Below are 23,692 nucleotides of genomic sequence, written 5' to 3'. Positions count from 1 at the left end.
TAAGAATCCCTTGTCTACGTGGTGGGGGAAGCTCGTCCCTGGGGCGGTCGGCCCCCCCCTCTCCTGGTCCCCCCCTTGGGGTCCCCGCGCCCGTACGGGGTCAGGCCCCCGGCGGTACCTGTGCCGGGCGGCCGTTGCCGCGGGTGAGGCGGTAGCCCCAGATGCCGGCCAGGGCGGCGAGTGCCGCGCCGGCCGCCGTCCACAGGATGCGGGACGACCACCAGCCGGAGGCCCAGCCGCCGTCCGGCTCGACCTTCGCACCAGACGCGGGCACGAGCGGTGCGGCGAGCTTGCCGTCGACCGCGGCGGTGCCCCCGGCGTCGGACGCCGTGATCTCGACCGCGGCGTCGACCGGCTCACCGAGGTCCTCGGCGGGCGCGTCGACGACGGTCAGGCGGACGTAATACGCGCCCGGCAGCGGGTCGTTGGCCCATGGCTCCGACCAGGCCCGGACCGTACGCAGCGCGCAGGAGAGCTCGACGGAGGTGGCCTCGGCCGGGGCGGCCTTGGTGTCGCTGCCGTAGCGGCAGGCCTGACGGCGGCGCAGTCCGTCGTACACGTCGAGCCGCCAGGCGTGGGTGCCGTGGCGCGCCTCGGAACCGGGCAGCTTCACCGTCGCCCGCACCGTTGCCTGCTGTCCCGCGTCGGCCGGGAACTGCCAGTAGAGGTAGTCACCGGTCGACGCCTGGGCCGTGGCCCGCTGTCCGGGGCTTACGACGGTGGCCGTACGGAAGGACGTGCCGGCCTCGGTCGGCGCGGCGGCTTCCTCGCCCGACTCGGAAGGGGACGGCGAGGGGGTGTCCGCGGCGGCGGTTCCCGGGAAGGTGAACAGCGCCGTGGCGGCAAGGAATGCCGCGGTCAAGGTACGTACCGTCCGCATCAGTTGGTCCTCCAGACGGCGATGCGCCAGCGTGAGATCCAGCCCCACAGCAGACCGGCCACGAAGCCGGCGAGCGTGAGCAGGCCGAGCAGCCACCAGCCGCGGCCGAGGCCGAAGAAGGCGATGTCGCCGGCGTCACGGGGGCCGTCGACCACATCGATCGTCAGCTCGACGGGCAGACCCGGAGCGGTCCTGACGGAAGCCGGGGCCGAGAAGGAGTTGCTCACCCGCAGACAGACCGTCTCGGCGGCGGGCTTGACGTCGTCGTCGGCGTCCACGTCGTCGATCTCGGGCTTCGGGTAGCGCAGCCCCGTCGAGACGACATCGGTGCGCCCGTCGCCCGCGGCCTCGCCGCGTACGATCTCCCGGCCGCGCAGGGTCGATGCGCGCAGCAGCACACCGTAGTCACGGTTGACGGCACGGTCGGCGGCGATGCTCACCGAGGCGCGCAGCTCCTGCCCGGGCAGCAGGTCCACCCGGTACCAGCGGTGCTGGCCGAAGGTCTCACGGTCGGCGTAGAGACCGGCCTTCAGCTGAGGGGCGTCCTCGCACCGGTCGGTGCCCTGCGTGGCGACCGGGGTGACGACCGGCTCGGCGGCACGGTCGACCAACTGGCTGACCCGATGGGACAGTTCGTCCTTGTGCTGCACCGAGGTGTACGTACCGCCGGTGGCCTCGGCGATGCACATCAGCTGGGCGCGCATCTTGGCGTTCGGGACCAGGCCGAGCGTGTCGATGGTGATGTTGATGCCCTTGGCCGCGATCTCGCGCGCCACCTCGCACGGGTCGAGCGGCGCGCAGGTGTCCTCGCCGTCCGTGATGAGCACGATCCGACGGGTGGCGTTCCCGCCCTCCAGGTCGTCGGCGGCACCCATCAGAGCGGGCCCGATCGGCGTCCAGCCGGTGGGCGCGAGCGTCGCCACCGCCGTCTTCGCCTCGGTCCGGTCGAGTTCGCCGACCGGGTAGAGCTGACGGGTGTCCTTGCAGCCCTTCTTCTGGTCCTTGCCGGGGTAGTCGGCGCCGAGCGTGCGTATGCCGAGGCGGACCTCTTCCGGCACGGCGTCCAGCACTTCGTTGAAGGCCTGCTTGGCCGCGGACATCCGCGACTGTCCGTCGATGTCGCGGGCCCGCATCGACCCACTGACGTCCAGGACGAGTTCGACCTTGGGTGGTTCCTTCGCGGCCGGCTCGTCGGCGGAGCCGCCGGAGTCCGCGAAGGCGGTGGCAGGGGCGAGGCCGCCCCCGGTCAGGGTGACCAGCAGCGCACCGCACAGCGCGGCCGCCAGTCGCTTTCGTATGATCATCGCCGGATCATAGTGATCGCGGGGAGCGCTGCCCAATTCCGCGCGTACGTTCGCGAGTGCGGTCGGCGGAACAACGCGACGAACCCGGGGTATCGGGGACGGAACGGAGCCCCAGGGGCGAGGATTGGTCCCTCTGACCGGGCCAGGGGGGAAGCATGACCCATCCGTTGATCATTCGCCGTGTACTCGGTGACCGTCCTTTCGCCGAGGTCGGTGAGCCGAGAACTGCCGCAGAAGACCCTCGGCACGGCCACATCGTCGTGGGCGGGAACATCGGAGCGATCCGGTGGCCGTCGCTGGGAACGGCCGCCATCGACCGGTGGCCTCAGTACCGGATCGGCGTGTACCGGGCCGACGACCTGAGTTGCCGCCATCTCCACCACTCGTACTGGCCGGTGAACTCGATCGACTTCCATCCGTCCCTTCCGCTGGCGGCCGTCGGAACCGGCCGCTACGACGGCAGCTGGGATTTCGACGGAGAACTGCTCCTGGTGGACCTGGAGTCGGGGACGGTGACGACGGCGCTCGAAGAACGCCGAGAGGTGCTGGCCGTCGAGTGGCTGGACGACCGGAGGCTGCGGCTCCAGGTGTCGCCGGAGGACCGCGACTCCGACCATGCCTTCACCCATGCCTTCGAGACCGTGATCGAGCGTGAGGACTGGTCCGCGGCGGCGGACCGCATCATCGGGTACCGCCAGTTGATCGGTCCGCGCGTGCGGCGGGTGCATCCCCCGGATGCGGAACATGCCCACGACCTCCTGAGGGATCGCGGCGCCGGCGCGACGGTCGGTTGGACGCTGCGCCGACAGGTGTGGGCGGCGGAGACGCTGGACGACGGGCGGGTACTGGCCGCGCTCCAGGGTGCGCGACTGGAATGCTGGCGTCCCTCCGGCGAGCTGCAGTGGGCGGTTCCGGATCTCGACGGTGGACGGCAGATCCACGTCTGCGCCGACCAGCGCTCGGCCTGGGTACACGTGCGGCACACCGGGCGCCTCACGGAATCGGGCTGGCGGCGGGCCGGCAACCTGGTCCAGCGCATTGCCCTTGACGACGGGCGTTCCCTCGAAGAGTTCGATCCCGGCCACGCCGTGACGTTCACCGCCGGTCGCGGAGGCTGGCTCGCCGTCCGGGAGGCCTGGCCCGCGCGAGACCAGGGGCAGACCGTTCTCCTCACGCCCGACAACACCGAGGCGGCACGTTTTACCCTGCCGAACCACGACTTCTTCGCAGCCCGACGCGGCAGCGAACCGCTGTTCGTCCAGCGCCCCGAGGGACAGGCCGCCTCGGGGCGTCAATGGGTCGTCGCCATCGCCTTGGAGGAGACGGACGGCAGTCCGTCGGTCCGCCGGCTCTTCCCCCTGGAGTGGGACGGCGATCGCACCATGCACCTGTTCGCGGGCCCAGGTATTCAAGTGGGCAACGACGCACTGATATACGCGGCCACCCTGCACGACCACCGCGGGCTGCTCTCACAGAACTCGTTCGTGGTCCGCCGCCGCCTTGCGGGCGGCGCACCGCAGTGGGTGTACGGAACCGACCAGCCGGTCACGGCGCTGGACGGCGACGACGAGACCGTCTTTGCTGCCCACCGGTCCGGGAGGATCGTGGCGATCGACGCCAGCAACGGCAGCCCCCGCTGGGAAAGAGATCTCCATGTTGCAGGCCTGCCCGTGGTGCCCCTGTCGCTCACGGTTCCCCGCGCCGGCAGGCTCCTGATCGGCACGGTGGACGGACGGATCCTGGACTGTGAGACGTCGACAGGGCCCTGACCCCGGCCAGTGCGCTGCCTCAGGCCCGTGACCACGGCGAACGCGGTGTGCTCGGGGGTCGCCCCCGTACGCGGCCACGCAGACCTCACCTACGCCGCCCCGACTGCACCGGCCACCCGAACGTCGTCGTGGGTGGTCCCCCTGCCCCCTGCCGCGGTGCGACAGGGGAGACGCACGTCACATTCGACCCTGTCACGTCTTGGCGAGCCGTTCCGTCAGAGAGGTGTAACCACCAACAACGGCAGAGGAGCTCACCATGAGTGCTCGTTTGAACCTCTTCGGCAGCCCGGTCGCAGCCAAGTTCCTGAAGCACATCGTCTCGGCGGGCAAGGTGGTCTCGGACTCGACGCTGCCGGCCGCGACGCAGGAGCTGGTGAAGATCCGCGCCAGTCAGATCAACGGCTGCGGCTTCTGCACCGACATGCACACCAAGGACGCCGCGCACGCCGGGGAGACCTCGACGCGCCTCAACCTGGTCGCGGCCTGGCGGGAGGCCACGGTGTTCAGCGATGCCGAGCGCGCCGCCCTGGAGCTGACGGAGCAGGGGACCCGCATCGCCGACGCGGCCGGCGGCGTCACGGACGAGGCCTGGGCGAATGCCGCCAAGCACTATGACGAGGAGCAGCTCGCCGCCTTGGTGTCTCTCATCGCCCTGATCAACACCTTCAACCGCGTAAACGTCGTCGTCCAGCAGCCCGCCGGCGACTACCAGCCCGGCCAGTTCGGATAACAGGGAGTACCGGAGTACCGGAGTACCTGGCCGGGACCCGCTGGTGCCGTCTCGCACCAGCATCAGAACAACGCCCCGGGCCTCTCGCGCCGGACCCGGGGCGTTGTTCCGGTACGCCGTTGGCGATCCGGCACCGATGCCCTATGACACCAGTGCCCACTTCTGGTTCGCCCCGCCCGAGCACGTCCAGATCTGCGTCGGTGTCCCGTCCGCCGGGTTGTTGTCCAGCACGTCCAGGCACTTGTTCGCGGGCAGGTTGACCAGATCGTCGGTCGAGGCGTTGTACGACCATCTCTGCGCGCCCGTGCCGTTGCAGTCCCAGAGCTGGACGCGGGTGCCGTCGGCCGTGCCCGCGGCGGCGGCGTCGAGGCACTTGCCGAGGGCCCGTACGGTGCCGTCGGTGCCCACCGTCCAGCGCTGGGCGGCGGTGCCGTTGCAGGTGTAGAGCTGGACGCGCGTGCCGTTGGCGGTGTTGGCGCCGGCCACGTCGAGGCACTTGCCCGCGAGGCCGCGCAGGGTGCCGCTGGTGCCTCCGCCGCCGCTGTCGGAGGAGGTGACGCGGACGTGGTCCACGACGAGCTGCTGCGGGAAGACGGTCGAGCCGTCGGGGTCGCCGGGCCAGTAGCCGCCGACGGCGAGGTTGAGGATGAGGAAGAACGGCTTGTTGAACACCCATTGCCGGCCGCCGAGGTCGGCGGGAGTGCGGCGCTGGTAGACGTTGCCGTCGACGGACCAGGTGATCGAGTCGGGTGCCCAGTCGACCGCGAAGGTGTGGAAGGCGTCGGCGAAGGCCTGGCCGCCGGGCAGGGTGTACGCGGCGCCGATGCCACCACTGCCCGAGTAGCCGGGGCCGTGGAGGGTGCCGTGCACCGTGCTCGGCTCGAAGCCGACGTTCTCCATGACGTCGATCTCACCGCTGGCCGGCCAGCCGATGTCGCCGATGTCGTGGCCGAGCATCCAGAACGCGGGCCACATGCCCTGCCCGCGCGGGACCTTCATCCGGGCCTCGACATGGCCGTAGGCCTGGGTGAAACGACCCGCCGTGTTCAGGCGGGCCGAGGTGTACTCGCACCGTCCGTACCAGCACTGGTAGTTGCCGGGGTTCTCGCGGCGGGCGGTGATGACGAGCTGGCCCTGGCCGTTGAGCGCGGCGTTGGCGTTGCCCGCGGTGTAGTACTGACGCTCATGGTTGTTGACGTTGTCGCCGGTCTCGATCTGCCACTTGGAGCCGTCGACCGCGGCTCCCGCCGGACCGTCGAAGTTGTCCTCGAAGTTCACGGCTTGAATCGTCGGGGTGGGAGCGGCCGTCGAGCTGGGCGCCCAGCTCAGTGCGGCCGTGAGCGCCGCGACCGTCAGGGCGAAAGCGCGGAAACGGCGCCTGTGCCTCCGTAATGACATGGGGGGAGCCTCGATTCCTGGTGTGGGGACGCCGGCCCGACCGGGGGAGCGGTGGTTGGCGATCGTGCACTGGTTGGCGGGAAGTCCGGCGCTGGTCTGGACCAGCCTTCAGGGAGTGAACTCTCTTGACGGGTCCCTGTCAACGCGTGCGGCCGGGGGTACGCGCCGGTAAAGGCCCGGGCAGGCCGAGCGCCCCGTGCGGTCGCATCGATGAGCTGAGAGCGCTCTCCGGATTGGTCTACCACCCCCACCCCACCGGGACAACCGAATGCGGGCGCATCCGGTGCCACGGACCCGGCGATGCCCGGTGTCGTCCGCCACGGCCCCGGCGCCTGGAGTGCAGACTCGTCGGGACGACCGCGAAGGGGCCGTCATGAGAGGGAGATACGGCATGCGACAAGCGCAGATGAGCGACGGACCGTCCCTCCCGGAGCACCGCGAACCATGAATCGACGCAACGATGCGCCGGCAGGTGGCCGACCCGACGGCACACCGGCAGAACCGGGCGTGGCGGTCCTGCCCGAGCGACAGGTCGTACGCCTCCTCGCGGTGCTCACGGCAGCGGCCGGCAGCCTGGACGCCGTGTGCGTAACCGGGCTTGACGGAGTGTTCGCCAGCGTCATCACCGGCAACCTCGTGCAACTCGCTCGTGCGCTCGTGGCCCTGGACGGCCGACTGGCAGTGGGAGCGACGGCGGCCGTCGGGTGCTACGCCCTGGGCGTCGCGGCCGGCACCGCGGGGCTGGGCCGTCACAGCGCGGGTTGGTACCGGCGGACCAGCCTGATCGTGACGGCCGAACTGGCACTGCTCGCCGCCGTGGCCGGCGGGTGGCGGGCCGCCGAGGGGCATCCGGGCGCCGGCACCACCCTGCTGCTTCTGGCGGTGGCCGGCGCGGCGATGGGGGTGCAGAGCGCGGTGACGAGCAGCTCCGGTGTGCGGGGTGCGTCGACCACCTATCTGACCGGTACGTTGACCGGCCTCGCTGGCACTCTCGGCGGTGCGCCGCACGGTTTCGCCGCTGCGGCTGCCGCCCGGTTGGCGGCGTTCCTGTGCGGCGCCACGGCCGGCGCACTGCTGCTGCGGTTCGCGCCGTTGTGGGCGCCGATCCTGCCGATGGTGCTGGCCGGTACGGTCGTGGTGGCCGCAACGGCGTTCACTCGTGCACGGGTGAAGGAGCGCAGATGATCAGCGGCAGCGGTCGGTACGGACTCGGAACACCGCCCCGCACCATCCGGGCCGCCGTGCGGCGCCCGCCGTGGGGCTGTTCCGCCTGCTTGCCGACCCCCGCGGTGATCACCACGACGGTGGCGCGGGTGTCGCCCCGGTCACCTACGTGCCCCGGTCACCTGCGGACGTCACACGGCGGACGGCGGTGACGACGCTTCAAGGGCCACCACGGCCTCACTCGTGTACACCAGGAACGTCAGCGTCTCCTGGAAGTACAGCCGTATGCTCCTGTCGTCGTGCGACAGGTAGCCGATGGACACGTCCTGGCCGAGGTGCAGTTCGAAGTCGCCGCCCCGCGTGGACAGCAGAAAGGCACCGTCGATGGCAGGCGCCCAGATGATCTCGCCGTCCAGGAGCCGGGCGATGTGCTTGATGATGGGGTAGCCGTAATCGGCGGTCTCGCTGACGGCGGTGTACGCCTCGGCACTGAGCGCCAGGGTGTACGCGCCGCCGACACCCGCCAGCCGCAGCGCGGTCACGGCCTGGCTGATGGCGTTGGGGTACTCGCACACTTCGGCCGGCAGGGTCAGGGCGGGGTTCGACGAGCTCTCGCGCAGGCCTGCGATGCCCGCGGCCGCATAGCCTTCGAACACCGCGCGGTCCTCGGCGAACGCGATCTGCCGGGCAGCGTCCTTGACCGGCTGCCAGTCCGCGTCCTTGGCCCCGCGTGCGACGTCGTCGACCTGCCGGCGATCGACGGTGAAGGGAACGCGGAGCTCCACGATCGGCCGCGAGCGGCGCACGTGGGCGATGACCCCCTCGGCCGGTGCGTCCACGGCGTCCAGGTGCCCGGTGTCCACCGCGGACAGTTCAAGACCGCTCGGCTCGGGAACGTCGACGATCCGTCGCGCGGCCACGTGGCGCTTGAACGTGCGTCGCGCTTCCTCCTCCAAGTCGGCCCAGGCGGCAGTGGAGATGGGTGCCAGTTCACGGTGCAGATTGTTCATCGGCGGTGCTCGCCTTCATGTCGCCGATCCTCAGGGAAACGTCCGAGGGGCGCGCTCGGGCGTCGGACACCGTCGCCGTGTGGGCCTCGGAGTACGCACCCGTGCCGGGCGGATCGGGAGGATTGTCGAGGAAATCGGCGGTCGGCACGTAGAACAGCGATCCGGTGACCGCGGTGGAGAAGTCCAGGATGCGGTCGTGGGACGCCGGCGGCTCGCCCAGGAACATGCGCTCCAGCATCGTCTCGGTCACTGCGGGGGTACGTGCGTACCCGATGAAGTACGTACCGAATTCGCCCTGTCCGACGCTCCCGAAGGGCATATTGTCCCGAAGGATCTCGTGCTTCGTGCCGTCGGGGTCGACGACGGTGGTCAGGGCGACATGGGAATCGGCCGGTTTGACCTCGTCGTCCAGTTCGATGTCGGACAGCTTGCTCCGTCCGACCACCATCTCCTGCGCTTCCACCGGCAGGGCGTTCCACGCCTGCAGATCGTGGAGGTACTTCTGCACGATCACATAACTGCCTCCCGCGAACTGCGGGTCCTCGTCGCCGACCAGGACCGCCGCACTCGCCGCCCGCCCCACCGGGTTCTCGGTTCCGTCGACGAATCCGAGCAGGTCACGCATGTCGAAGTACATGAACCCGTGCACCTCGTCGCGCACGGTAACGGCACCTTGAAGTCTTTCCATGATCTCAGCGGCCAGCCCGAAGCACAGGTCCAGCCGCTCGGCACGGATATGGAGGAGCAGGTCACCTGGCGTCGACACCGCCCGGTGCCTGGCTCCGACCAGTTCACGAAAGGTGTGCAGCTCCGCCGGGCGCGGCCCGGCGAACAAGCGACCCCAGACCTGTGATCCGATGCCGGCGACACAGCTGAGCATCCCGCTGGTCGCCCGGAAGCCGAAGGCCCGCTGCAGTCCCGCCAGGTCGGACAGCAGCTTCCGCACCCCGGGCTCGCCCCCGGGATCGACCGTCACCACCAGAAAGATCGCCGCAGACGTCACGGGGGACAGCACCGGCTGGGGAACCGGCTCCTCCGGGAGTCGGGCCATGGCCATACCCCTTCCGGTCGTCGCGAGCGGGGCACGTCGGCACGGTCGAAGTCGGCGCATGTCCCCCCGGCGCTCCGCACCGTCCTGGGTGCGGACGGATCCCCTCGGCCGATCGGCGGGAGGAGGCCGACAAGCGGTGGACCTGCCGGGAAATGCCCTTTTCACTGTAAGGCGGGCACTCCAGCACCTGCCACCGCACCCAGGGTGCGACGGGTGCGCGAACGGTGCGTGTGGCCGGGTGCGTGTGGGCCGGGTAGTAGCGTGGCGCGGTGTCCCCGCCGCCACCCGACCTGCTCTCCCGAGCCCTGCGCGACCCCGTCGACCCGCCTTTGCGGCCACTGCCCGGGCCCGCGGAGCAGCTGCTGCGCAGCGTGCAGGCCCCGCCTTGCCTGGCCGCCCATCTGCGGGCCGTCCATGACGTCGCCCACCGACTCGTCGAGTGGGTCGCCGGCCGGTATCCGAACCTCGTCGTCGACCGCGAGGCCGTGCTGTTCGGGGCGGCCACCCACGACATCGGCAAGACAGTGCACATCGCCGAACTCTCCGGTCCCGGAGCCCGGCACGAGGAAGCCGGGCGGCAGCTGCTTCTGGACCACGGTTTCGCGCCGCACCTGGCCCGGTTCGCGGCGACCCACCCGTCGTGGACGGCACCGGCTGCGACCACGGCGACGGATCCGACCCCACCCGCGACCACCTGCTCACCCCGAAACAGATCCTCACCGCCGTCACCCTCCCGGATCCGCTTCCCGGCGAACGGGCCGCCTACAACCGGGCCATCAGCCGCGCCAAGGCGGAATGGCCGCTCGTCGAAGCGGTGGCCCGCGCAACCGTCTCCGACAGCATCGTCACCACGGTCGCGGTCGCCGCCGGCGGTATCGCCCACACTCCGCTGCGGCTGCCGGAGGTCGAGGAAGCCCTGCTCGGACGCGAGGCGACTCCGGAGAACCTGCTCACCGCCGTGACCGCAGCCACCGCCCGCTGCACGCCCCTGCCGGGGACCCGCTACAAAATCGAGCTGCTGCGCGACACCGTGCTGGACGTGCTCGAAAAGGCGATCCACGGCGAGCGTGCCTGACACACGCTCACCCCGAGCCGGTCCCGCTCGCCCCGCTGCTGATCGCCTGCGATCCGGCAGGCAGAGGAGGCATCCGCACGCGCCACCCGCACCGTCTCCACCGGAACCTCCCCCGGCTCCCGCGGCTGCAACGACATCGACACCCTCCCCATGCGACAACGTCGGCCTTCAAGACCACAACCACGTCTTGAAGGCCGACGTCACGCAGGGAGCCGGATCAACCAACAGCTGTCGGAGGATGGGCACCGGCCCTGGGACGGTGGGCCGACGGGCGCCAGTTCCCCAGGGCGTCGCGGCGGAGGAGGAGGACCTCGGTCCAGGTCTCGTCGAGCAGCGCGTACTCGCGCGCTTCCCGCTCCGGGAGGGAATTGGCCAGCCGTGCCGCAAGCTGCCGGGCGTTGTGCTCGTCCTTGGCGCCCCGGACGACGTAGAAGTGCCTGACGGTCCGCTCCGTACCGGTGCAGAGGCGGAACCCACCGTCCACAGATGATCGATGAACAAGAGACCGCTCCCTTCGGCGGCAGATGGTCGTCCTCCGCTCTTGGGGCCCGTAGCGCTCACGCTAGTGACTGGCCGAAATGCGCCACAGGGGCTGGATTGACAAACAGCAACGGCTGCTGCGCGATGCCGGGGCTCGGAGGCTCTCCGGTGATGACGTCGGTGCAGAGCAGGGCCATCACCTTGGCCGGACCCTCACTTCGCTGTGCGGGCTCTACCGCACCGATGGCCGCGACACCGCGGCCACCAGTTCCGCGAGTGCCACGGCCAGCGCCGTGATGCCGGGGCCCGCGGGCCCGCCGGGCTCGCGCATGTAGACGTCGCGGCGGATCTCGATCATCAGGGCGCTGACGCGGTCGTCCTTGCCGTAGTGGTCCAGGGGGACGTACGTCCCGGCGAAGGGGGAGTCGATCCCTGTGCCGCCGAAGTTCCCGAACGCGCTCTCCGCCCGGGCGAGAAGCCACGCGGGCGTGTGGAAGGAATCGGTGCCGAGGCAGATCGGCGGGCGTGGGCCATCGCCGTGGAGCTCGTACGGCAGCCGCTCGGTCGGATACGAGTGCACGTCGATGACGACCGCCCGCCCGGTAGCGGCGAGCCGGCCGGCCACCGCTGACGTCATCGCGTCCGCGTACGGACGGAAGTAGCGGTCGATCAACGGCTGCGGGTCGACGTCCGCGGGCCGGAGTTGCTCGCGGTGCGTGGTGCGCGTGTACACGGCGCCCATGCCGACGGCCAGCATCTCCTCGCGCTCGTCGGGGAACCGTTCGGGGTCGACGACGAGGCGGGAGAGGTTGTTGACGAACCGCCAGGGCGTGACGGGCGCCGCCTCGGCGGCCGCGGCGGCCAGTTCCGCGGTGTGGGCGTCGGTGATGTGGTCCAGTTCGCGCTCGAGAGCGCGGTCGTCGAGGACGATGCCCTGCCGGACCGTGGAGGGTACGGCCCGTGCGGAGTGCGGGACATGGAGGAGGACAGGGGAGTCGTCCGCGCCGGGGACGAGCTGGAACGCCTCGGGTGTCTGGTTCACGCGGGTCTTCGGTCCTCTCTTCGTACCTGCCGACAACTGTACGTACGGCCCGAAGTCGAAATCCCGTCCGAGGCGAATTCTCGCCAGCCTCCCGTGGACCCTTCCTGTGGTTTGTCATGTCCACATACCGTTGCCCGGGGTCCGCTGCCGATGGACCCGGATCAGTCAACGGGGGAACGGGGGAAGGCGATGCTGTCCACGCGCGCACGGGGTGCCCGGGCTCGGGCATTCATCCTAGGGGCGGTGTTATTGGCGCTGCCGGCGACGACGGTCGTGCCGGTGACCACCGCCACGGCCGCCGACCGGGCGGGCCGGGAGGACAGACCGGCCGCCGAGGACCGGCAGGACAGGCCGTATCCGAACATTGACGTACGAGGCGACGAACGCGTCCCGCCGCAGGCCGGACAGCTGGGCGCGGCACGGGAGTTCGACGGCGCCGCGGTCCGCTGGGGGCGGTACGGTACGCCCCGGCTCGTGTCGCCGCTCGGGAAGGGCAAGGCGCTGAGCGCCGCCAGAAGCGGCGATCCGCAGGCCATCGCGCTCGCGTTCTTGCGTGAGCACGCCGCGCTGTACGGACTCTCCGCGGCCGACCTCGACGGCCTGGAGGTCGTGAAGGCCTACCGGACGAAGCACAATTCACTGCAACACGTGTTCATCGGGCAGACCGACCGGGGCGTCCCCGTGCACGGCGCGCGGCTCCAGGTCGCCGTCGACAAGCAGGGCCGTGTCGTCACCGCCACCGGAAGCCTCGTACCGGATGCACACGCACGAGGAACGGCCGAGCTGGACAAGGGCGCCGCCGTGCGGCGGGCAGCCGGCGCCGTCGGCACGGACGAGCCGAGGACCGTCACCGCCGAGCGCGTCACCTTCCCGCTCGCGGACGGCACTGCCCGGCCCGCGTGGCGGACCACGCTCACCGCCGACAACGGGCATCTGTACGACACCGTCGTCGACGCGGAGAGCGGCAGGATCCTCCTCCGCAACGACCTCACGCACAACGAGGGCCCGGAGGGGCGCGTCCACACCGGTCAGAACCCCGACGTCTCGGACCAGCAGACCGTGCCGTTCAGCGGTCTCGGCCGGTCCTGGGTCGACGGCAGGACCACACGTGGCAACAACGCCGAGGCCTCGCAGGACCTCGACGCACCCGAGTCGCTCGGCCACCAGCCGCAAACCCCGCCGCAGGGCGACCCGGCCTATCAGCACTTCGGCTACACCTTCACCGACGCCTACCGCACCAGCGGCGGCACGGACATGACGACCGACCGGGACGCCGTCGTCACCCAGGCCTTCTACTACGTCAACAGGGCGCACGACTTCCTCTACGAGCTGGGCTTCGACGAGGCGTCGGGCAACTTCCAGGAGGACAACCCCGGCAACGGCGGAGCGGGCGGCGACCGGGTCGACGTCTACGTCGACTACCAGGGCAACAGCCAGGACCCGGGGGACTGCTGCAACGCCAACTTCTCCACGCCGGCCGACGGCGCCAACCCGACGATGCGCCTGTTCGTGTCCCGCACGTACGAGGGCAACGGCTTCCTCGACGTGCACGAGAGCATGGACGGCGAGACCGTCATCCACGAGTACGGCCACGGCCTGTCGAACCGCCTGGTCGGCGGCGGCGAACTCGGAGGCGGCGTGCAGGCGGACGCCCTCGGCGAGGGCTGGAGCGACGCGCTGTCGACGACGTACTTCAACGATCCGCTCTTCTCGGAGTACGACAACGGCCGCCCCACGGGCATCCGGCGCGTCCGCTACGACCAGAGCACCCTCACCTACGGCGACCTCTGCAACGAGGGCTGCGAGTCGCACAACGACGGTGAGATCTGGGCCACCGTCCTGTGGGACATGCGCAGCGCGCTGATCGGCGCGCACGGCTACGCCGCGGGCAAGCGCCGGCACGAGCAGCTGATGGTCGACGGGATGAAGCTGACCCCGTCCACGCCGGACTTCCTGGACGCCCGCGACGGCATCCTCGCCGCCGACCGCGCCGACAACGGCGGGGCCGACCAGTGTCTGCTGTGGGGTGTCTTCGCCCGGCGCGGCATGGGTGCGGGCGCCACCTCGCCCAGCCAGGGCCAGGCCAACCCGGCCACCGACTTCCCGGCGAGCTGCCGTCCCACCGCCGACGCAGGCGGTCCGTACACCACCAAGGAGGGCACGGACGTACGGCTCGACGCGAGCGGCAGCACGAGCCCCGGCGGAGGCGAGACGTACGCCTGGGACTTCGACGGCGACGGTGCCTACGACGATGCCACCGGCGTCAGCCCGGTGTTCGACCGCGTCGGCCAGGACAGTACGTACACCGTGGGCGTGCGGGTCGGCAACGCGGCGGGAGCGGACACGGACACGGCGACGGTGACCGTCACCAACGTCGCGCCCGCGATCAGCTTCACCGTCGCGGGGCCCCGGGAGGAGGGCGGCAGCCTCATGGTCAGCGGTACGGTCACCGACCCGGGCTGGCTCGACCCGCTGACCGCCACCATCGATCCCGGTGACGGCAAGCCCGTACCCCTGCCGGGGCAGCTGGAGAACAACCGGCCTGACGCCACCCTCACGTTCAGCAGGCAGGTCGTCTTCGGCGACAACGGCACCTTCACCGTGAAGGTGTGCGGCAGCGACGACGACACCACGACCTGCCGCGAAGCCGAGATCACCGTCGCGAACGTCAACCCGACAGCGGCGATCGACACGTCGGCGGCCGTCCAGCTGGCCGGCGGCAGAACGCTCGTCGTGCACGCGGGGGAGGACAAGACGTACGCCGCGCGCGTGACCGACCCCGGCAGCGACGACGAGACCATGACCTGGTCCTGGGGTGACGGCTCGCCGAGCACCGCGACGACCTCGCTGGTCAACCCGCCGAACCCGGACCCGGCCCGCAGCCCCAGCGTTCAGCCGCGCGATGTGACGGACTCGCAGGCGCACACGTACGACAAGCCGTGCCTGTACAACCTGTCCTTCACCGCCCGCGACGACGACGGGGGCACCGGCACCGACGGGATCCCGCTGATCGTGCAGGGCAACGCGCCGCTGTCCCTGCTCGCCGACGTCTGGTACGTCAAGTACCTGACCGGGGACCTCACCGGGCTCGGCAAGGAGCGGCTCGACTGCTACCTGAAGATCGTCGAGCACTCGAGCGCGGTCTTCTCGGAGATCGTCGACGTGTCCACGCAGGAGAAGGCGGCGAGCACCCTCTTCCTGACCCTGCTGAACCCGAAGCGGGCCTTCGACCGTCAGCTCCTCGCCGCCTGGCTGAACTTCGCCAACGGTGCCTTCGACGCGGACGAGCTGGTCGACACCGACGGTGATCTGAAGGCGGACACTCCGTTCCTGGAGGCCGTGCAGAACGCCGAGAAGGTACGGCTCGACCCGGACGCGACCAATGCGGAACTCACCACGCAGGCGGGCATCCTGACCTGCATCAACGTCCCGCTCGTATGACACAGGCACGTGTGCTGCGTGCGGCCGCCGTCACCCCGGTTCTCGGGGTGGCGGCGGCCGCCTGCACGAACGAGCCGACTCCGAGCAGCACCTCCGCGCTGCCCACCCCCGTTTCGACCACGCCCCCGCCGACGGCAGTCCCCCCGACAACACTCGCGCCGTCGCCCTCGGACTCGCCGTCCTCGGCCACTCCGCCGCCGACCGTCCTCACCGAGGCAGACAGCGGGCTGACCGTGACGCTTGCCGTGGGAGCGACGGTGCCGCTGAGACTCGACAGTCGCCTGCAGTGGGAGACGCCCACGGTCGACGGTCCGGGCGTCACGCTCGTGCCCGTCGCCTACAAGTCCGATCCCGGCTATCGCGAGTGGGAGATCCGCGCCGAGCGCCCGGGCGAGGTCGTCGTACGGACCACCGGCCCGGGGCCGTCCGGCCCGCGGGAGCTGCGTATCACCGTCCGCGTCATCGGCTGACGCCTCCGGCGGTGTGCGGGGGTGGTTCCATGCCTTTGATCAAGCTGTTCGTGTGGTCGTTCGGGGCGTCTGGAACGATGTGCTCGTGCATGCTGATGATCAGGTTGACGAGGGTGTTCCTGCGGAGCTCGCGGTGTTCCTCCGGGAAGCTGTCGACGGCCGCCCGGTGAAGATCCTCCTTCCGTCTGAGGGGGTGCGGCGGGCGGGTGTTCTTCGTGCTGGTCAACGCTTCCGGAGCGGAACGGGAGTGTTCTGGTTGCGGCAGCCGTGCGTTCGTCGCGGACAGCGAGGAGTACTGGAACGAGGAGTCCTGGGAGGACGACGAGCCCGGTGCGGCCGGTTGCCCTTGCGGGGGTGAGGAGTTCGAAGCTGCGGTCGCGTTCTTGCTTGGCGACGACGGATCAGTCCGCTGGGTGACCGTGAGCCTGCGGTGCATCAAGGACGGATTCTGTGGGGTCTATGCCGACTGGAAGATCGACTACGGCCCCACGGATCACCTCCTGCCCATGGTCTAGGTCTGATGGGCGACGGCCCGGACAGGCTGAGGTTCGTAGAAGGTCCCGTCGCGGAGCGTCGCGAAGAGGACGTCGGCCCGGCGTCGGGCGAGGCAGTGCAGGGCCTGGGTGTGGTGCTTGCCCTGGGCGATCTTCTTGTCGTAGTAGGCCCGGTGTGCCAGGGCACAGAGCTGACACATCCACGTTACGGAGAGCTCTTCCGGCTCGCGTGAAGCCGGTGCTCAAGCCCCTCTTCAGCGGTCCGTCGATGCCTCCGTAGCCGGTGACACCCCCCAGGCCCTAGCTTCAACAGCGGGGAGCAGTCATGCCGACCCCGGAGGCCAGGCGCCCCGTTGCGGGGACCGCTGGGTGAGCGCACCTACACCTGCACCGCGTGCGGAGTCTCATCCCCGAGAGACAAGAACTCCGCCCGCGTGATGCTCGTCCGGGCAGGTCTGACCCCGGCCGGCGCTGATCGCACAAGACCCGACGGGACGCCGTCCCGTAAGGCAGCGTGAGCCAGAAATCCCCACTCAGCCCTGAAGAGGAGAATCCCCTCCGCTTCAGGGAGGGGAGCAGTCAAATCATCTGGCGCCGTACCAGCCCGTGCAGACGTCCGCTCGTGTCCGCCAGGAGCTGGGCCGGTGGTCCCTCCTGCACCACTCGGCCGTCCGCCATCACGATGACCCGGTCCGCGTCCATGACCGTCGACAGCCGGTGGGCGATCACCACCCGCGTCGCCCGCAGCGCGCGCGTGCTCTCGGTGACGATCTTCTGCGTCGCGTTGTCCAGCGCGCTCGTCGCCTCGTCGAAGAACAGCACCCGCGGGCGCCTGATGAGCGCCTGGGCGATCATCAGGCGCTGGCGCTGGCCGCCGGAGACCGCGCCCGATCCGGCGATCATGGTCTGCATGCCCATCGGCATGCGGCGGATGTCCTCGGCGAGGCCCGCCATCTCGGCCGCCTCCCACGCCTCTTCCTGAGTGAAGGGCTCCGCGCCGCAGATGCAGTCCAGGATCGAGCCGGTGAAGGGCTGGGCGTTCTGCAGGACGACACCGCACTGGCGGCGCACGGCCGACTGGTCGAGGGCGGCGAGGTCCTGGCCGTCGTACAGGACGCTGCCCGACACCGGCTTGTCGAAGCCGATGAGCAGGCGCAGCAGCGTGGACTTGCCGCAGCCGCTGGGACCGACGATCGCGACGAACTCGCCCGGCCGCACCGCCAGTGAGACGTCGTCGAGGACGAGCGGGCCGTCGTCGGTGTAACGGAAGGACAATTTCCGTGCCTCGATCGCCCCGGAGAGCGTCCCGGGCTGGGTGCTGGCCCCGCGGACCTCGGGCGCCTCGTCCAGAACCGGCTTGATCTGTTCGAACATCGGCAGCACGGCGGCGGCCGAGACGAGCGCACCCGTCAGCTGGGTCACCGACGCCAGCATCATCGTGACGGCGGTGTGGAAGGTCAGGAACTCGCCGGCCGTGAGGCTGCCGCGCGCCGGACCGGCCAGCAGCATGAACATGATGAGGGCGCACAGCGGCAGATAGACGGCGTCGAGGACCGTGGTCAGATTGCGGATCCGGCCGGCCCGCTGCTGCAGTTCGCGGCTGCGGGCGAACTGCTTCGCCCACGCCGCGTACGCGAAGCTCTCCGCCGCCGCGACCCGCAGCTTGGGCAGTCCGCGCAGGGTCTGGAACGCCTGGTTGTTGAGCTTGTTGCCGAGTTCGACGAGACGCCGCTGCCAGCGCAGCTGCCACAGGCCGAGACCCAGGAACACGAGCCCGATGACGATCAGCATCCCGATCGCCGCGAGCGCGAGCGGAACGCTGTACGCGAGCAGCAGCACCAGGTTCATCGTCCCGACGGTGCTCGCCTGGACGACCACGGGGCCGACGCCCGACAGCAGGCGGCGGATCGCGCTGATGCCCATCGCCGCGCTCGCCAGTTCTCCGGTGGAGCGCTCGGCGAAGAACTTCGTCGGCAGCCTCAGCAGCCGGTCCCACACGGCCGGCTGCAGCGTGCTCTCGATCCGGCCCTCCATGCGCAGGATGGTGAGGTTCTGCAGCAGCATGAAGGCCGCGGACACGATGCCCGCGACCATGACGGCCACGGACACCTGCACGATGAGGCCGGCCTCGGCGTTCGGTACGTACACCCCGAGCACCTGACCGGTGGCGATCGGCACCAGCGCGCCGAGGGTGACCGTCACGAGGCCCGCGATCGCCAGGTTGCGCACATCGGGGCGCGTGCCGCGCAGACTGAAGCGCAGCAGCCGCCACGCGTTCATCGGCCGCTCCGGCAGCGGCCGGTAGAACATGACCGCGCGCGGCTCGATGTCCTCCGCGTTCTCCTCGTCGATGCGGATCCGCGAGCCGGTGGCCGGGTTGACCGCCTCGTATCCGCCGCGGCGCCACAACAGCGCCACCGGTGCACCGGACTTGGCCCGATGGCCCACCAGGGGACCGCTGTTCTCCTGCCACCAGTCTCCGTCGAGACGGACCGCGCGGGTACGGACACGGGAGGTGAGGGCGATCCGCTCGACGGCGCTGATGCGTTCGTTCACCGGCCCGCTCCGGGCCGGTTCCGCAAGCGTGATCCCCGCCTCCGAGGCGACCAGCCGGCAGACGGCGTACGCCGCGTCGTCGGAGGCTCCCGACGACCGGCCCGCGGCCGACGTCCGGCGCGAGCGGCCGATGGAGGCGAGCAGCGCCTGGTCGGCGCCCGCGCGCACCGCCTCGCCCGCCTTCAGGCCCGCCGCGGCCCGGTCCTCGTGGGCGCGTTCGAGCCGCTCGATCCAGCGATCGAGTCCCGACAGCAGACGGAACTGCTGGTTGACCATCTGCTGCCACAACGCGCTGTCCACGAGCAGGTCGGCGGCCGCCTGCGCGCTGAACGCGGCACCGTACTGCACGCTCCCGGGGAAGACCGGCAGCCACAGGATGTCGTCGTCGGTGACCGTCTCCTCGTCCGTCGTCCGCCCGTCCAGCGGTGCTTCGAACAGCACGCGCTGGCCGCGCCCGACGCCGAGCGCGAAGGCGTGCTCCAGCAGGCTCAGCGTCCCGTCCTGGCTGTCGTACTGACTCTGGTACGGGCTCTGGTAGGACCACTGGTCGGCGTACTCCTGCGGCCGGTACAGCTCCCGCAGCGGGATCCGGCGCAGCGCGCACCCCTGCAACGGCCTGCCGACCAGCGTGTGCCGAGGCCCCTCGACCGGGCCGAGCAGCAGCGTGCCCGTCTCCAGGCGGCCGAGGAAGTGCCAGTGCCCCTGCTGGGCCGCGTCGACCGCGAACAGATCGAGCGCCCCGCCCACGACGAGCCACAGCACCTGTGGCCCCTCCAGCGACATGCTGCGCAGGCCCGAGCAGTCGACCGGTGCGCCGAGGCCGCCGAGCGCGGCGAGCACCATGTCGTCGGGGCCCGTGGGCGCAGGGTGCTGTACGGGGATCAACTCAGTGCTCCTTGACCAGTTCGGCGTACGCGCCCCCGTGCGCGACCAGCTCCTCGTGCCGGCCGCGCTCCATGACGGAGCCGTGGTCGAGCACCACGATCTCGTCGCTGTCGCGGACGGTGCTCAGCCGGTGGGCGATCACCACGCAGGCGCAGCCGCGCCGGCGCAGATTGTCGATGATGAGCTGCTCCGTCTCGGCGTCCAGAGCACTGGTCACCTCGTCGAGGACGAGCACACTGGGCCGGCGGACCAGCGCCCGCGCGATCTCCAGGCGCTGGCGCTGCCCGCCCGAGAAGTTGCGGCCGTCCTGCTCGACCCTGCCGTGGATCCCGCCGGGCCGTCGCGCGACGACGTCGTACAGCGCCGCGTCCGTGAGGGCGTCGACCACGGCCTCGTCCGGGATCGAAGGATCCCAGAGCGCCACGTTGTCGCGCACCGTCCCCTCGAAGAGGAAGACGTCCTGGTCCACGAAGGACACGGAGGCCGCAAGTGCGCCGCGCGGAATCTCGTCCAGGCGCTGCCCGTCGATCCGGATCGTGCCCTCCCACGGGCTGTAGAGCCCGGCGATGAGCCGCGAGACCGTGGACTTGCCGCTGCCCGAACCGCCGACGAGCGCGACCTGCTGCCCCGGGCCGACCGCCAGGGAGAAGCCGGTGAGCAGCGGCTTGTCGAGCGGGCTGTAGCCGAAGGTGATCTCCTCCAGCGTGACGTGGCCCATGAGCCTGCGGGTGCTCGCGGCCGGCTCGCGGCGCGTGTACAGCGAGTCCGCGGGGAAGTTCTCGACGTCCTTGAGCCGGGCCACGTCGGCCGCGAAGTCCTGGATGCGGGACGCCATGCCGTTGAGGCGGGTGATGGGCGCGGTGAAGCGGGTCACCAGGGCCTGGAAAGCGACGAGCAGACCGATCGAGATATGGCCCTCGACGGCGCGCAGCCCGCCGATCCACAGGATCAGCGCGCTGTTGAGCGTCGCGAGGGTCGGTGCGACGACGGCGAGCACCGCGCTCGGCACCCCGAGCCGCTGCTGCTCCTCCAGGGTGGTCGCGTGCTGCCCGGCCCAGCGGCGGAAGTAGCCGTTCTCGCCGCCGGTGGCCTTCATCGTCTCGATCAGCTGGATGCCGGTGTACGAGGTGTTCGTCAGCCGGGCGCTGTCCGCGCGCAGCTTCTGCGTACGGGTCGCCCGCAGCCGTACGACCACGCGCATCGCGACCACGTTGAGCAGCGCGATCAGCACGCCGATGACGGTGAGTTGTGGATCGTAGGTCCACAGCAGGACCGCGTAGAGGATCACGACGATCCCGTCCACACCGAATGCGGTGAGGTCCCGGGCGAGGGTCTCGGCGACCGCGTCGTTGGACTGCAGCCGCTGGACGAGGTCGGCCGGGCTGCGCTGGGCGAAGAACGTCACCGGGAGCCGCAGCAGATGCCGGAAGAAGCGGGCACTGCCCAGGGTCGACGAGATGATGCGGCCCCGCAGCAGATTCGCCTGCTGCAGCCCGGTCAGGACGGCCGTCAGGGCGACCATGGCGGCCATCGACGCGAAGAGGACGCCGAGCAGCGACGTCTGACGGCCGACCAGGAACATGTCGATGTACGTACGGCTCAGCGCGGGCAGCGCCGCGCCGACCGCGACGAGGAGGAGGCTGGCGAGGAGCGCGGCGACCATCGTGCCGGTGGTGCCGCGCAGCCGGGCGGGGACGGATCGCAGGACTCCGGGCCGGCGGCCGCCCTTGCGGAACCCGGCGCCGGGTTCGAAGACCAGGACCACGCCCGTGAAGCTGGTGTCGAAATCCTCCGTCGGCACGAAGCGGCGGCCCTTGTCGGGGTCGTTGATGTGCACGCCCCGGCGCCCGAAGCGGCGCCCCATGCCGTCGTAGACGACGTAGTGGTTGAACTCCCAGAAGAGGATGGCGGGCGCCTGCACCCCGGCGAGCGCGGCGGGCTCCATCTGCATGCCCTTGGCCTGCAGGCCGTAGCTGCGGGCGGCCTTGAGGATGTTGCTGGCCCGGGAGCCGTCGCGGGACACCCCGCAGGCGATGCGCAGCTCTTCGAGCGGCACGTGCCTGCCGTAGTGGCCGAGCACCATGGCGAGCGTGGCGGCGCCGCATTCCACCGCCTCCATCTGGAGCACGGTGGGGGTGTGGACGGCCTTCTGCTTCGCGGGCTTCTGCGGCTTGGGGGCGCGCCGCGGATTCGTGTGCGGCGCGCGGGCGCGGCGCCTGGTGGGGGACGGGGCGGTCACGGCAGCAGCCAATCGATCGGACGCTGGTCGGCCAGGTGGACGGCACCGGTGGCCAGGGTCATGGAGCCGATCGCGTACGGCGGCCCGTCCTGCGACGACCATGCGTAACCCGACTTCGTACGGGGCGAGCGCTCGAGCTGCACCAGGACGGGCACCGGCCTGCCCTGCTTCGAGAACTGCTCGGCGAGCTGGCCGTCACCGAGGAAGCCGGTGATCTGCCGCCGCGTCTGCGAGGTCCGGCCGACGGCCTTGACCCGGCCCCGCAGCACTCCGTACTGCTGGGCCGGCACGGACTGCACGCTGAGGTCGACGCGGGCGCCGACGGGGACGGTCGAGCCGTTGTCGGCCGGGAGGTAGAGCATCACCGTCAGAGGGGCGTCGGCGTCGTCGACCCGCTCGACGACCGCCACGTCGGAACCGGTCGTGACGACGGCGCCGATCGTGGCGACGAGCGAGGTCAGGCGTCCCGCGGCGATGGTGCGGACGACGGTGTCGCCCTGGGCCTCGGCACCGGTCTCGCCCTGTTCCGTGCCTTCATCCGTCTGCTCCGCCGGCTGCGTCTGCGCGGTCTGCTGGGTACGGACCTTCAGGAGCGGCGCACCGGCGGGCAGGCGCTTGCCCTCTTCGGCGAGGACTTCGGTGACTTGGCCCGCAACCGGACTCTGCAGGACGTAACTGCCCTGCCCGTGCGTAAGAATGCCGGGTGCCCTGAGAGTGGACGAAACGGAACCGGTCACGGCCCAGAAACACCCGACCGCCATCGCGACAACGGTGACGGCCAGGACGATCCAGCCCTGCGGCCGGGCGAAACGCACCGGCAAATCTATTTCTTCGGGCGATTGCAGCTTGGAAAGGGCGTTTTGGCGGAACTGCACGTACTTCTTCCCTCGACTGCAAATGTCCGTGTCAGGGTATGATGACGCGATGAGCCCCGGAACCTTGACCGTTCCGGGGCTCACTCATGCGGTCTCAGAGGCTGGCGGCGTAGCCGGTGATAGCGGCCGAGTTGAGACCGGCGAACGACTCGACGGCGCCGAGGGCTCCGGTCGCGACGCCGGAGACCGGGGCGATGGAGTCGAGGGTGGCCGTGACGTTGCCGACCGCAGCGCTGGCAACGGCGCTGTGCAGACCGCCGGAGACGTTGTCGAGGTCGGCGTCGGAGATCTCAGCGGTCTCGACCTGGGGGGTGAAGTTCATGAGGAAGCTTCCCTTCATGTGGATATCTCTCAAGGGTCACGGCCGGGTTCGCCGGAAACGAACCGGCCGCGTGAGCGGGCGGGTGCCCGATGAATCGGGAACCCGTGGTGCAACTCCCGCGGTGCGCAGGATCAAAGCACGCCGACGCGCTGCTCAGCCAATCGGACAACTCCCGGTCAGGGCCTCATCGGTCACGGAATTAAGTTCACGTGCAGGCGCGTCCACGTCTTCGTGTCGTCATCTTCACAAGCTTCACGGGCCGAATTCTCTTCGGGTGGTTCCAAGGTGCGGCGTCGAATCGGACACTCCCGCCCCAATGGCCTGCCACGGCGCCAACCAGGCCGGGAAAGATGAGGGACGGTCAGCTGTGGTGCATCGGTTGAGTGTTCGGTGTGCAGGTTTGCGGAAGATAGCGTTCCAGTGCTGTCTGAGATGGGGCGTCGGCGTCGCGAACGGGGCCGGTCGGCTCCGCGCACGGCGCGCCTCGGCGACGTAGACGTACGCGGG

18 protein-coding genes and 3 pseudogenes are annotated in these 23,692 nt (G+C 70.4%); 9 read left to right on the top strand and 12 right to left on the bottom strand.

What is annotated here, in order from left to right; translation table 11 throughout:
• Window positions 1–100 precede the first annotated feature (100 nt).
• Both ACFV9O_RS27935 and ACFV9O_RS27930 read right to left on the bottom strand, forming a co-directional pair.
• Complete coding sequence (locus ACFV9O_RS27935; RefSeq protein WP_385422485.1) at window positions 101–880, bottom strand: hypothetical protein; 780 nt, start codon at window positions 878–880, stop codon at window positions 101–103.
• Window positions 880–2,184: a VWA domain-containing protein gene (locus tag ACFV9O_RS27930; RefSeq protein WP_385422483.1), complete on the bottom strand. Its 1,305-nt coding sequence runs from the start codon at window positions 2,182–2,184 to the stop codon at window positions 880–882. Before ACFV9O_RS27930 ends, ACFV9O_RS27935 begins: the two co-directional genes overlap by 1 nt.
• A gap of 155 nt (window positions 2,185–2,339) precedes the next feature.
• On the opposite strand from ACFV9O_RS27930, the gene ACFV9O_RS27925 reads away from it, so the two are divergent.
• Both ACFV9O_RS27925 and ACFV9O_RS27920 read left to right on the top strand, forming a co-directional pair.
• A complete protein-coding gene (locus ACFV9O_RS27925; RefSeq protein ID WP_385422481.1) occupies window positions 2,340–3,953 on the top strand; it encodes a hypothetical protein in 1,614 nt (537 codons plus the stop codon).
• A gap of 256 nt (window positions 3,954–4,209) precedes the next feature.
• Complete coding sequence (locus tag ACFV9O_RS27920; protein ID WP_385422479.1) at window positions 4,210–4,683, top strand: carboxymuconolactone decarboxylase family protein; 474 nt, start codon at window positions 4,210–4,212, stop codon at window positions 4,681–4,683.
• Window positions 4,684–4,824: 141 nt separating this feature from the next.
• Here ACFV9O_RS27920 and ACFV9O_RS27915 read toward each other — a convergent pair whose 3' ends face one another.
• On the bottom strand, window positions 4,825–6,081 hold the full coding sequence (locus tag ACFV9O_RS27915) for a ricin-type beta-trefoil lectin domain protein (protein ID WP_385422477.1): 1,257 nt from the start codon (window positions 6,079–6,081) through the stop codon (window positions 4,825–4,827).
• A 444-nt stretch (window positions 6,082–6,525) separates the two neighbouring features.
• Between ACFV9O_RS27915 and ACFV9O_RS27910 the strand changes: the two genes are divergently transcribed.
• Window positions 6,526–7,266: a DUF1275 family protein gene (locus ACFV9O_RS27910; RefSeq protein ID WP_385422475.1), complete on the top strand. Its 741-nt coding sequence runs from the start codon at window positions 6,526–6,528 to the stop codon at window positions 7,264–7,266.
• Window positions 7,267–7,436: 170 nt separating this feature from the next.
• Here ACFV9O_RS27910 and ACFV9O_RS27905 read toward each other — a convergent pair whose 3' ends face one another.
• Together ACFV9O_RS27905 and ACFV9O_RS27900 are read right to left on the bottom strand one after the other, a co-directional pair.
• The gene (locus ACFV9O_RS27905) at window positions 7,437–8,255 is read right to left on the bottom strand and encodes a family 1 encapsulin nanocompartment shell protein (RefSeq protein ID WP_385422473.1); all 819 of its coding nucleotides are present in this window, start codon (window positions 8,253–8,255) and stop codon (window positions 7,437–7,439) included.
• On the bottom strand, window positions 8,236–9,306 hold the full coding sequence (locus tag ACFV9O_RS27900) for a Dyp-type peroxidase (RefSeq protein WP_385422471.1): 1,071 nt from the start codon (window positions 9,304–9,306) through the stop codon (window positions 8,236–8,238). Before ACFV9O_RS27900 ends, ACFV9O_RS27905 begins: the two co-directional genes overlap by 20 nt.
• 269 nt (window positions 9,307–9,575) lie before the next feature.
• On the opposite strand from ACFV9O_RS27900, the pseudogene ACFV9O_RS27895 reads away from it, so the two are divergent.
• Window positions 9,576–9,959: pseudogene (locus ACFV9O_RS27895) on the top strand (HD domain-containing protein); the annotation flags it as partial.
• On the top strand, window positions 9,947–10,381 hold the full coding sequence (locus ACFV9O_RS27890; protein WP_385422469.1) for a hypothetical protein: 435 nt from the start codon (window positions 9,947–9,949) through the stop codon (window positions 10,379–10,381). The pseudogene ACFV9O_RS27895 and the gene ACFV9O_RS27890, both read left to right, overlap by 13 nt.
• Window positions 10,382–10,598: 217 nt before the next feature.
• Here ACFV9O_RS27890 and ACFV9O_RS27885 read toward each other — a convergent pair whose 3' ends face one another.
• Window positions 10,599–10,865 (bottom strand): hypothetical protein, encoded by a 267-nt coding sequence (locus ACFV9O_RS27885; RefSeq protein WP_385422467.1) that lies wholly within the window; start codon window positions 10,863–10,865, stop codon window positions 10,599–10,601.
• 228 nt (window positions 10,866–11,093) lie between these two features.
• Window positions 11,094–11,903 carry an N-formylglutamate amidohydrolase gene (locus ACFV9O_RS27880; protein ID WP_385422465.1) on the bottom strand — a complete coding sequence of 270 codons (810 nt, stop codon included), beginning with the start codon at window positions 11,901–11,903 and terminating at the stop codon, window positions 11,094–11,096.
• Between the two features lie 243 nt (window positions 11,904–12,146).
• Between ACFV9O_RS27880 and ACFV9O_RS27875 the strand changes: the two genes are divergently transcribed.
• From ACFV9O_RS27875 to ACFV9O_RS27865, 3 genes are all read left to right on the top strand, one after another.
• Entirely contained in the window at window positions 12,147–15,344 is a 3,198-nt protein-coding gene (locus ACFV9O_RS27875; RefSeq protein ID WP_385422463.1) for a M36 family metallopeptidase, read from the top strand.
• A complete protein-coding gene (locus tag ACFV9O_RS27870) occupies window positions 15,341–15,814 on the top strand; it encodes a protease inhibitor I42 family protein (protein ID WP_385422461.1) in 474 nt (157 codons plus the stop codon). Before ACFV9O_RS27875 ends, ACFV9O_RS27870 begins: the two co-directional genes overlap by 4 nt.
• 206 nt (window positions 15,815–16,020) lie before the next feature.
• Complete coding sequence (locus ACFV9O_RS27865) at window positions 16,021–16,329, top strand: hypothetical protein (protein WP_385422459.1); 309 nt, start codon at window positions 16,021–16,023, stop codon at window positions 16,327–16,329.
• Here ACFV9O_RS27865 and ACFV9O_RS27860 read toward each other — a convergent pair.
• Window positions 16,326–16,481, bottom strand: a pseudogene (locus tag ACFV9O_RS27860) (IS110 family transposase); the annotation flags it as partial. The gene ACFV9O_RS27865 and the pseudogene ACFV9O_RS27860 sit on opposite strands and share 4 nt — an antisense overlap.
• A 189-nt stretch (window positions 16,482–16,670) precedes the next feature.
• On the opposite strand from ACFV9O_RS27860, the pseudogene ACFV9O_RS27855 reads away from it, so the two are divergent.
• Window positions 16,671–16,826, top strand: a pseudogene (locus ACFV9O_RS27855) (RNA-guided endonuclease TnpB family protein); the annotation flags it as partial.
• Window positions 16,827–16,887: 61 nt separating this feature from the next.
• Here the strand turns inward: ACFV9O_RS27855 and ACFV9O_RS27850 are convergent.
• The 4 genes from ACFV9O_RS27850 to ACFV9O_RS27835 form a co-directional block, all read right to left on the bottom strand.
• Entirely contained in the window at window positions 16,888–19,707 is a 2,820-nt protein-coding gene (locus tag ACFV9O_RS27850) for an NHLP bacteriocin export ABC transporter permease/ATPase subunit (protein WP_385422499.1), read from the bottom strand.
• 43 nt (window positions 19,708–19,750) lie between these two features.
• Window positions 19,751–21,868, bottom strand: coding sequence for an NHLP family bacteriocin export ABC transporter peptidase/permease/ATPase subunit (locus ACFV9O_RS27845; RefSeq protein ID WP_385422497.1), 2,118 nt, complete (start codon window positions 21,866–21,868; stop codon window positions 19,751–19,753).
• A gap of 116 nt (window positions 21,869–21,984) precedes the next feature.
• Window positions 21,985–22,863, bottom strand: a complete 879-nt coding sequence (locus ACFV9O_RS27840) for a hypothetical protein (protein WP_385422457.1) — start codon at window positions 22,861–22,863, stop codon at window positions 21,985–21,987.
• A gap of 94 nt (window positions 22,864–22,957) precedes the next feature.
• Window positions 22,958–23,185, bottom strand: coding sequence for a type A2 lantipeptide (locus ACFV9O_RS27835; protein WP_385422455.1), 228 nt, complete (start codon window positions 23,183–23,185; stop codon window positions 22,958–22,960).
• Window positions 23,186–23,692 lie beyond the last annotated feature (507 nt).

The sequence above is a fragment of the Streptomyces sp. NPDC059909 genome (assembly GCF_042730885.1).
GTDB lineage: Bacteria > Actinomycetota > Actinomycetes > Streptomycetales > Streptomycetaceae > Streptomyces.
Note: the sequence above shows the minus strand (reverse complement) of the source record. Positions and strands in the feature narration are given on the sequence as shown.